General features: G+C 61.9%; 1 protein-coding gene. It reads left to right on the forward strand.

Annotated elements, in window-relative coordinates:
• Positions 1-107: 107 nt before the first annotated feature.
• Positions 108-1,215, forward strand: a 1,108-nt coding sequence (locus GOX53_RS29440) for a conjugal transfer protein TraH (RefSeq protein WP_171182423.1), incomplete at its 3' end; no start/stop codon positions are given.

The following is a 1,215-nucleotide window of genomic DNA, read 5'->3' on the forward strand; positions in this document are numbered from 1 at the left end:
CTGACCAGCGTGCGCAACATCGAAGACCTGCTTCTGCGCTACGGGCTGACGGATCAGCCCTATGACCCAGCCGAACCGGTCAAACTCTCTCGTTTGGAGGATGTTCAATGAAGACGCTTCTTTCTGCAGCCGCATCCGTTGCTCTTTGCCTTGCCTCACCGGCCCTGTCCCAGGTGGGCTCCGATCTGCGCAACTTCTGGGAGCGCTCGGGCGGCGGGGTCAACGTCACCAAACCAACCGCCTACCAGGGACAGCAGGCGGGCTATGCCACCATGGGCTCGCTCTATCTGCGCACAAGGCCCCGCAATAGCCAGCTGGCCGCGATCCAGCTGCCCTCGATCCGCGCCGGCTGCGGCGGCATCGACATCTTCGGCGGGGCGTTTTCGTTCATCTCCGAAGAAGAGCTGATCGCGCTGATGGAGGCGATCATGCAGAACGCGGCCGGATTCGCCTTCGAGCTGGCGCTGGAAAGCCTGTCGCCGTCGGTGCAGGAGATCGTTGCCAAGCTGCGCGACCTGATCCAGCAGGTGAATGCCGGCAATATCAATTCCTGTGAGGCCGGACAGCTGCTCGTGGGCTCCCTCTGGCCGAAGATGGATGGCGCCTCCCAGCATGTCTGCCAGACCATCGGCGGATATACCGGGCGTTTTGCCGACCGGGTGGCCGCACGTCATGAATGCGGCACGGGCGGCAAGAACCAATCCACGCTGGACCGGGCCAATGGTGAGCTGAAGGATCAGGTGCCGGTGGACGTCAACTACGCCTGGCGTGCGATCAAGAAGAACAACTTCCTATCGTCCAATCCGCGGATCGCCGAGTTCTTCATGACGCTCTCGGGCACGATCATCACCATCGCACCTGCCGATGATGACAGCTCGATGACCCACCGCACGATTCCGGCGCGCGGGTTGTCTCCGGAATCGGCCAAAGCGTTGGTCGAGGGCGGAACGCTCAAGAGCCTGCGGTGCAACGACACCAACAAGTGTCTGAACCCGGTGCTGCAGAACACCACGATTGCGGCCAATGACGCGCTCTTTGCCGTCACTGCCAAGGCGATCGAGGATCTGTCCTCGGCGATCAGCAATGACACGGCACCGCCGGCGGCGTCGATTGCCCTGATCAACCTGACCACCATCCCGATCTATGAGCACCTGGTGACCGCCAAGAGCTACAAGTACCGGTTCGTGCAGGATGACATCAACTCGATGGCGGAGC

It is taken from the genome of Ruegeria sp. HKCCD8929 (genome assembly GCF_013031405.1).
In the GTDB taxonomy this organism is placed as follows: domain Bacteria; phylum Pseudomonadota; class Alphaproteobacteria; order Rhodobacterales; family Rhodobacteraceae; genus Ruegeria.